We start from the raw sequence: 5,519 nt of genomic DNA, 5'->3' as shown, positions 1-5,519 counted from the left end.
ACGGCAAAAGGCCCCGCCTAGAGAACTAGGGGGGGTCTTTTGGAATGGGAGCCTGGCGGTGACCTACTTTCGCGAGCGAGGTGCTCACTATCATCGGCGCGATTCTGTTTCACGGTCCTGTTCGGGAAGGGAAGGGGTGGGTCCAGAAGGCTATTGCCGCCAAGCGAAACTTGTGTGCTTGATTTTGTGATCAAGCCAAGGAGGAAGGGGTTGTGTGTTGTGATTGCTTGTTATGGGTTACTTGCATGAACAAGGTTATAGGATCAAGCCGCACGGGCAATTAGTACTGGTTAGCTTAACGCATTACTGCGCTTCCACACCCAGCCTATCAACGTCGTGGTCTTCGACGACCCTTAAGGGGGCTCAAGGCCCCGGGAAATCTTATCTTGAGGCGAGTTTCACGCTTAGATGCTTTCAGCGTTTATCTCTTCCATTCATAGCTACCCGGCGATACGACTGGCGTCATAACCGGTACACCAGAGGAATGTCCACTCCGGTCCTCTCGTACTAGGAGCAGGCCCTCTCAAATTTCCAGCGCCCACGGCAGATAGGGACCAAACTGTCTCACGACGTTTTAAACCCAGCTCACGTACCTCTTTAAATGGCGAACAGCCATACCCTTGGGACCGGCTACAGCCCCAGGATGAGATGAGCCGACATCGAGGTGCCAAACACCGCCGTCGATATGAACTCTTGGGCGGTATCAGCCTGTTATCCCCAGAGTACCTTTTATCCGTTGAGCGATGGCCCTTCCATACAGAACCACCGGATCACTATGACCTGCTTTCGCACCTGCTCGACTTGTGGGTCTCGCAGTCAAGCACGCTTTTGCCATTGCACTTTATGGGCGATGTCCGACCGCCCTAAGCGTACCTTCGTACTCCTCCGTTACCTTTTGGGAGGAGACCGCCCCAGTCAAACTGCCTACCATGCACGGTCCCCGGCCAGGATTCACTGGCCAAGGTTAGAACCTCAAACAAATCAGGGTGGTATTTCAAGGTCGGCTCCACCGAAACTAGCGTCCCGGTTTCACAGCCTCCCACCTATCCTACACAAACCGGTTCAAAGTCCAATGCAAAGCTGCAGTAAAGGTTCATGGGGTCTTTCCGTCTTGCCGCGGGGAGATTGCATCTTCACAAACATTTCAACTTCGCTGAGTCTCAGGAGGAGACAGTGTGGCCATCGTTACGCCATTCGTGCAGGTCGGAACTTACCCGACAAGGAATTTCGCTACCTTAGGACCGTTATAGTTACGGCCGCCGTTTACTGGGACTTCGATCAAGAGCTTGCACCCCATCAATTAATCTTCCAGCACCGGGCAGGCGTCACACCCTATACGTCCACTTTCGTGTTTGCAGAGTGCTGTGTTTTTATTAAACAGTCGCAGCCACCATTTCACTGCAACCCCATCGGCCTTCGAGCGCGAGGCTCTACAACCTACCGGGGCACACCTTCTCCCGAAGTTACGGTGTCAATTTGCCGAGTTCCTTCTCCTGAGTTCTCTCAAGCGCCTTAGAATTTTCATCCTGCCCACCTGTGTCGGTTTGCGGTACGGTCGTCTCTAGACTGAAGCTTAGTGGCTTTTCCTGGAAGCTTGGTATCAATCACTTCAGCACCGTAGTGCCTCGTCATCACGCCTCAGCTTAGCCCCCCGGATTTGCCTAAGGGGCACGCCTACACGCTTAAACCAACTATTCCAACAGTTGGCTGACCTAACCTTCTCCGTCCCCACATCGCATCTAGAGCCGGTACAGGAATATTGACCTGTTTCCCATCGACTACGCATTTCTGCCTCGCCTTAGGGGCCGACTCACCCTACGCCGATGAACGTTGCGTAGGAAACCTTGGGCTTTCGGCGAGGGAGCTTTTCACTCCCTTTATCGCTACTCATGTCAGCATTCGCACTTCTGATATCTCCAGCATCCTTTACAAGACACCTTCACAGACCTACAGAACGCTCCCCTACCATATCCTTACGGATATCCGCAGCTTCGGTGCATGGTTTGAGCCCCGTTACATCTTCCGCGCAGGACGACTCGACTAGTGAGCTATTACGCTTTCTTTAAAGGATGGCTGCTTCTAAGCCAACCTCCTAGCTGTCTATGCCTTCCCACTTCGTTTCCCACTTAACCATGTCTTTGGGACCTTAGCTGGCGGTCTGGGTTGTTTCCCTCTTGACAATGGACGTTAGCACCCACTGTCTGTCTGCCACACTCGCACTTTCCGGTATTCAGAGTTTGCCATGGTTTGGTAAGTCGCGATGACCCCCTAGCCATAACAGTGCTTTACCCCCGGAAGTGATATGTGACGCACTACCTAAATAGTTTTCGGGGAGAACCAGCTATTTCCGGATTTGTTTAGCCTTTCACCCCTATCCACAGCTCATCCCCTAACTTTTCAACGTTAGTGGGTTCGGACCTCCAGTACCTGTTACGGCACCTTCATCCTGGCCATGGATAGATCATCCGGTTTCGGGTCTACGCCGTGCTACTAAACGCCCTTATCAGACTCGCTTTCGCTACGCCTCCCCTATTCGGTTAAGCTCGCAACACAACGTAAGTCGCTGACCCATTATACAAAAGGTACGCAGTCACCCCTCAAGGAGGCTCCCACTGTTTGTATGCATGCGGTTTCAGGTTCTATTTCACTCCCCTCCCGGGGTTCTTTTCGCCTTTCCCTCACGGTACTAGTTCACTATCGGTCGATCACGAGTATTTAGCCTTGGAGGATGGTCCCCCCATGTTCAGACAAGGTTTCACGTGCCCCGCCCTACTTTTCGCTAACTCAGTACCACGGATCTGTTTTCGAATACGGGGCTATCACCCACTACGGCCGGACTTTCCATTCCGTTCTCCTAACAGTTCCGCTATCACTAGCAGGCTCTTCCGTGTTCGCTCGCCACTACTTACGGAATCTCGGTTGATTTCTTTTCCTCCGGCTACTTAGATGTTTCAGTTCACCGGGTTCGCCTCGCTTACCTATGTATTCAGTAAGCGATACCCTTGCGGGTGGGTTTCCCCATTCGGACATCTTCGGATCAAAGCTTTATTGCCAGCTCCCCGAAGCTTTTCGCAGGCTTACACGTCCTTCATCGCCTGTGATCGCCAAGGCATCCACCACATGCACTTAGTCGCTTGATCCTATAACCTTGTGCTCTCTTGCGAGAGCGGCTACAGGCAACTCATAAACTTTGTGCCGATCATCCATTAGCTGTAATGAACAATCAGATGCAATCACAACGTGTCATTCCTCTCATCAAGGAACAACACAACCTTCTTCCAACTTGTTAAAGAACAGTAGCTTTCTTTCAAAAGCCAGTGATAAGCACCTTTGCTTATCACTGGTCTCTGGTGGAGGATGACGGGATCGAACCGACGACCCCCTGCTTGCAAAGCAGGTGCTCTCCCAGCTGAGCTAATCCCCCGCTGAACTTCGCATTACGTCGTTACTCGGTCGGTTGCATAGCGCTGCTATGCGGCCCTTCCTCGCGCCTAGTACTGCTCGTTCATCTGATAGACGTTCCACTGGCTTTTGGTAACCAAGCAATTCAAGGCGGAGCGTGGCGCCGCATACTCTCGTATGCAAGCCGCGCGACAACGCCGAAGTGCGCAGTGCTACCAAATGCCAGTTGGTGGGTCTGGTTGGAATCGAACCAACGACCCCCGCCTTATCAAGACGGTGCTCTAACCGACTGAGCTACAGACCCTCGTCTGTTTGCTACTTTCGAACAACCGATAGGTTGTGGGTGCCAGGATGCTTTCTCTAGAAAGGAGGTGATCCAGCCGCAGGTTCCCCTACGGCTACCTTGTTACGACTTCACCCCAGTCACGAACCCCGCCGTGGTAAGCGCCCTCCTTGCGGTTAGGCTACCCACTTCTGGCGGAACCCGCTCCCATGGTGTGACGGGCGGTGTGTACAAGACCCGGGAACGTATTCACCGCGACATGCTGATCCGCGATTACTAGCGATTCCGACTTCATGCAGGCGAGTTGCAGCCTACAATCCGGACTACGATCGGCTTTCTGGGATTGGCTCCACCTCGCGGCTTGGCAACCCTCTGTACCGACCATTGTATGACGTGTGAAGCCCTACCCATAAGGGCCATGAGGACTTGACGTCATCCCCACCTTCCTCCGGTTTGTCACCGGCAGTCTCGTTAAAGTGCCCAACTTAATGATGGCAATTAACGACAAGGGTTGCGCTCGTTGCGGGACTTAACCCAACATCTCACGACACGAGCTGACGACAGCCATGCAGCACCTGTGTTCCAGCTCCCTTTCGGGCACTCCCAAATCTCTTCAGGATTCTGAACATGTCAAGGGTAGGTAAGGTTTTTCGCGTTGCATCGAATTAATCCACATCATCCACCGCTTGTGCGGGTCCCCGTCAATTCCTTTGAGTTTTAACCTTGCGGCCGTACTCCCCAGGCGGTCAACTTCACGCGTTAGCTACGTTACTAAATGGTTTTACCCACCCAACAACTAGTTGACATCGTTTAGGGCGTGGACTACCAGGGTATCTAATCCTGTTTGCTCCCCACGCTTTCGTGCATGAGCGTCAGTATCGGCCCAGGGGGCTGCCTTCGCCATCGGTGTTCCTCCACATCTCTACGCATTTCACTGCTACACGTGGAATTCCACCCCCCTCTGCCGTACTCTAGCCTTCCAGTCACAAGCGCAGTTCCCAGGTTAAGCCCGGGGATTTCACGCCTGTCTTAAAAAACCGCCTGCGCACGCTTTACGCCCAGTAATTCCGATTAACGCTCGCACCCTACGTATTACCGCGGCTGCTGGCACGTAGTTAGCCGGTGCTTCTTATTCCGGTACCGTCATCCATGCAGGGTATTAGCCCACACGATTTCTTCCCGGCCGAAAGAGCTTTACAACCCGAAGGCCTTCTTCACTCACGCGGCATGGCTGGATCAGGGTTGCCCCCATTGTCCAAAATTCCCCACTGCTGCCTCCCGTAGGAGTCTGGGCCGTGTCTCAGTCCCAGTGTGGCGGATCATCCTCTCAGACCCGCTACAGATCGTCGGCTTGGTAGGCCTTTACCCCACCAACTACCTAATCTGACATCGGCCGCTCCTAGAGCGCGAGGTCCGAAGATCCCCCGCTTTCCTACTCATAGAATATGCGGTATTAGCTATCCTTTCGGATAGTTATCCCCCACTCTAGGGTACGTTCCGATGCTTTACTCACCCGTTCGCCACTCGCCACCAGGTTGCCCCGTGCTGCCGTTCGACTTGCATGTGTAAGGCATGCCGCCAGCGTTCAATCTGAGCCAGGATCAAACTCTTCAGTTCAATCCAACAAACTCGCAAATTCACTGACGGTAGATTTCTCTACCTATTACTCGGTGTATTTGCCTTAATACTTTTGCGACCTAAGCCGCTTCGCACCAAGACACCCACACCTATCGGTTGTCCTAACTTTTAAAGATCAATCCCGCCGCGCCGTCGCTTTCACTTCGTCATCAGCAGAGAAGCGAGATTATGAAGCAACTTCTCACTTCCGTCAAGC

2 tRNA genes and 3 rRNA genes are annotated in these 5,519 nt (G+C 53.1%); all 5 read right to left on the bottom strand.

Features of this window, described 5'->3' with window-relative positions:
- Nucleotides 1–50: 50 nt before the first annotated feature.
- The 5 genes from rrf to ACLIIZ_RS20905 all read right to left on the bottom strand — a co-directional run bounded on the left by rrf (nt 51) and on the right by ACLIIZ_RS20905 (nt 5,302).
- A 5S ribosomal RNA gene (rrf, locus tag ACLIIZ_RS20925) occupies nt 51–164 on the bottom strand.
- A 95-nt stretch (nt 165–259) separates the two neighbouring features.
- Nucleotides 260–3,140 (bottom strand): 23S ribosomal RNA (locus tag ACLIIZ_RS20920).
- Between the two features lie 208 nt (nt 3,141–3,348).
- Nucleotides 3,349–3,424, bottom strand: a tRNA-Ala gene (locus tag ACLIIZ_RS20915).
- Nucleotides 3,425–3,629: 205 nt separating this feature from the next.
- Nucleotides 3,630–3,706: transfer RNA gene (locus ACLIIZ_RS20910), tRNA-Ile, on the bottom strand.
- 60 nt (nt 3,707–3,766) lie between these two features.
- Nucleotides 3,767–5,302 (bottom strand): 16S ribosomal RNA (locus ACLIIZ_RS20905).
- The 16S, 23S and 5S rRNA genes sit together here with 2 tRNA genes alongside, the layout of an rRNA operon.
- Between the last annotated feature and the right edge of the window lie 217 nt (nt 5,303–5,519).

This window comes from Azonexus caeni (assembly GCF_048146105.1).
Classification (GTDB): Bacteria; Pseudomonadota; Gammaproteobacteria; order Burkholderiales; family Rhodocyclaceae; genus Azonexus; species Azonexus aromaticus_B.
Note: the sequence above shows the minus strand (reverse complement) of the source record. Positions and strands in the feature narration are given on the sequence as shown.